4 protein-coding genes are annotated in these 2259 nt (G+C 39.9%); 2 read left to right on the forward strand and 2 right to left on the reverse strand.

The window, feature by feature from the left end:
- Positions 1 to 390: 390 nt before the first annotated feature.
- The gene (locus tag OSCI_RS08810; protein WP_007354574.1) at positions 391 to 930 is read left to right on the forward strand and encodes a phycobiliprotein lyase; all 540 of its coding nucleotides are present in this window, start codon (positions 391 to 393) and stop codon (positions 928 to 930) included.
- An 81-nt stretch (positions 931 to 1011) separates the two neighbouring features.
- Positions 1012 to 1140 carry a CpcT/CpeT family chromophore lyase gene (locus tag OSCI_RS28315; protein ID WP_007354575.1) on the forward strand — a complete coding sequence of 43 codons (129 nt, stop codon included), beginning with the start codon at positions 1012 to 1014 and terminating at the stop codon, positions 1138 to 1140.
- A gap of 124 nt (positions 1141 to 1264) precedes the next feature.
- Here OSCI_RS28315 and OSCI_RS28320 read toward each other — a convergent pair whose 3' ends face one another.
- Positions 1265 to 1522: a transposase gene (locus OSCI_RS28320; protein ID WP_324603617.1), complete on the reverse strand. Its 258-nt coding sequence runs from the start codon at positions 1520 to 1522 to the stop codon at positions 1265 to 1267.
- A gap of 36 nt (positions 1523 to 1558) precedes the next feature.
- On the reverse strand, positions 1559 to 1765 hold the full coding sequence (locus OSCI_RS32390) for a transposase-like zinc-binding domain-containing protein (protein WP_007354577.1): 207 nt from the start codon (positions 1763 to 1765) through the stop codon (positions 1559 to 1561).
- Positions 1766 to 2259 lie beyond the last annotated feature (494 nt).

The following is a 2259-nucleotide window of genomic DNA, read 5'->3' on the forward strand; positions in this document are numbered from 1 at the left end:
GAAAGAAGAAGGAGGAAGCCTGAATTGAATTTCAGACTAGCCTTTTTTGACTTTTGCCTAGAAATGAGGTCAGGGAAGTTGAGAGTGAGTGTTAGACCGTGACAGGCTGATCTCGATGATTTGATTAGTTTTAATGAGCTGGCTTTGACTCTGAACTCCCTGCCTTCAAATGATTTTAGGTTGTACGTTAGCAGATTGCCTCAAGGTTCCCAAATTATGGAAATAGGGCAATTTAAGTTCGCTACAAAATCTAAAATCCTTGCCTACAAAATTGACTATTATGAATCATGATAAATTTACTTCTGGTTGTCTACTTAAATTTTTCTTCGTCTAGCAGATATAAATAATAGTCTTAAAAAAAAATAGTTGGGGTATTGAAACTGTACAATAATGCCCATGAATATCAAACAGTTTGTTGAAAATTCACTTGGAAGATGGCGATCGCAGCGCAGCGCCCATCACTTAACATTCAGCCACTTTGAAGCTGTACAGTCAGTTATTGATATAGTTGAACTCTCACTTAATGACGGGGCAGTAATCGACCTTTGTCAGTCCTACAACATTGACCCAACCCAAGCAGTAATGCCCTTTAAAATGAGCTGGGAAGGTCAATCAGACTGGGATGAAAACGCCGAGGTCAAAGGTAGTTGCATCCTCGTACCAATACCCGATCCGACTGTACCCAATCGGGGAAAACTACTACGGGATCAAGGATATGCTGAAACTGTTGCCGCAGTAGGTGATTATCAGATTACAGAAGACGGCACTTTTGTCCTACTAACTACATACGATCGCGCAGCAGCCGAGGAAAAAATCTGGTTTGCGAATCCTAACTTACGATTTCGAGTTTCCCTCATCAAAACAAGCGGGGGTAGTGGAGTTGTCACCGCATCATTTGCCTCAGAAATTCGTTCGCTTTCAGGAAATTAGTTAATTGTTAATTGTTAGTGGTTAATTGTTAGTTGTTAGTTGTTAATTTTTAATTGAAAACTTTTTCCTTATTTTTAGCTTATGAGCTCAGTTAAAAGCAATGATTTAATCACTCTTGCTCAGTGGATGGCCGGTGATTTTAGCAACTATAAACAATCCTTTGATAACCCACAACAATTTGCCCACATCCGCATCTTTTTTCGTCCCTAATGACTGAAAAATAAATAACTTGATGAGTTACTGAGTTTGAGGTACGGCTCTATAATTCCATTTTGGCAAGTATTCATCAAAAATAATTTCCATAGTTTTTTTAAAGTTACAGCACTTCCGGATGTTATGAGGTACAGTAGCAGCAGTTAGTAAACCAATTTTTTAAATGTTTCGGATTCATTAAGTCAAGAGCCACAGCAATTATGGTGTCAACCATTTTAGTGGTGGTTGGGGAAAACTGTCGCAACAAAGATTTAAGCTGAGACCACCATAATTCAATCGGATTAAAATCAGGAGAGTAGGGGGACAAACACAATATAGAAGCACCCACAGCTTCAATCATAGGCTTAATAGAAGCTAGTTTACTCGCTATGTAAATTATCCATAACTACTACTGCTCCCGACCACAATTGTGGCACTAAACATTTATAGTCTGTAGTATTGTTCTAGTGTACCTCATAACATCCGGAAGTGCTGTATAATTCTGTTTACCTTTTTTATGACCATTTTTATTAACATGAGTTGACTGACATTCAGGACATTGCATAAGCTCTGCGTGTTGTGAAGTGTTATTTTTTGGCGCTCGCACTCTCAAATCATCATACCCTAATTCACCAACGCCCATTTTCTTTCTTCAGAGGCACAACAGTAGTGCCAGATCGGCCAGTAAATTGGGTGATTTAATTGTATGTTCAGAGTCAATCGATCGCACGCGCAGCGAAACTAAAAACTTGACAATTTACCTCTTTTACCCATCGCTCTTGATGAAAAAAATTGTTACAAAGTATTACAATAAGACTAATAATGTGAACGTCATGCCTCAAAATACTGTGCGGGAGGTAGTTAGCAAACAGGACTCGCACCTTAACTCACTACCCAACACTTCCAAACACAAAACCCCCAGCCCCAAACGCAACCTAGCTTGCAAAAGCAGGTAAGTGCAGGTGCGCTGTGGTATTGTAAACAGCAGTATTGTGCGCGAGTTGGACAAACGTAACCAACATCGTAAACAAGCCAGGACGCAAAGAGTAGCTAACTCCAACAACCTCAACAATTATTGGCAGTCTGTGCCTCCACCAGCGTCACAACTCCAAGCTTTTATAGCCTGGAGCCTTTCAC

The sequence above is a fragment of the Kamptonema sp. PCC 6506 genome (assembly GCF_000180455.1).
Lineage (GTDB): Bacteria > Cyanobacteriota > Cyanobacteriia > Cyanobacteriales > Microcoleaceae > Kamptonema > Kamptonema formosum.

What these genes read in the sequence shown, in the direction of transcription:
- OSCI_RS32390 (WP_007354577.1), bottom strand. Translation starts at nt 1,765, where the DNA reads ATGGGCGTTGGTGAATTAGGGTATGATGATTTGAGAGTGCGAGCGCCA.
- OSCI_RS08810 (WP_007354574.1), top strand. Translation starts at nt 391, where the DNA reads ATGCCCATGAATATCAAACAGTTTGTTGAAAATTCACTTGGAAGATGG.
- OSCI_RS28315 (WP_007354575.1), top strand. Translation starts at nt 1,012, where the DNA reads ATGAGCTCAGTTAAAAGCAATGATTTAATCACTCTTGCTCAGTGGATG.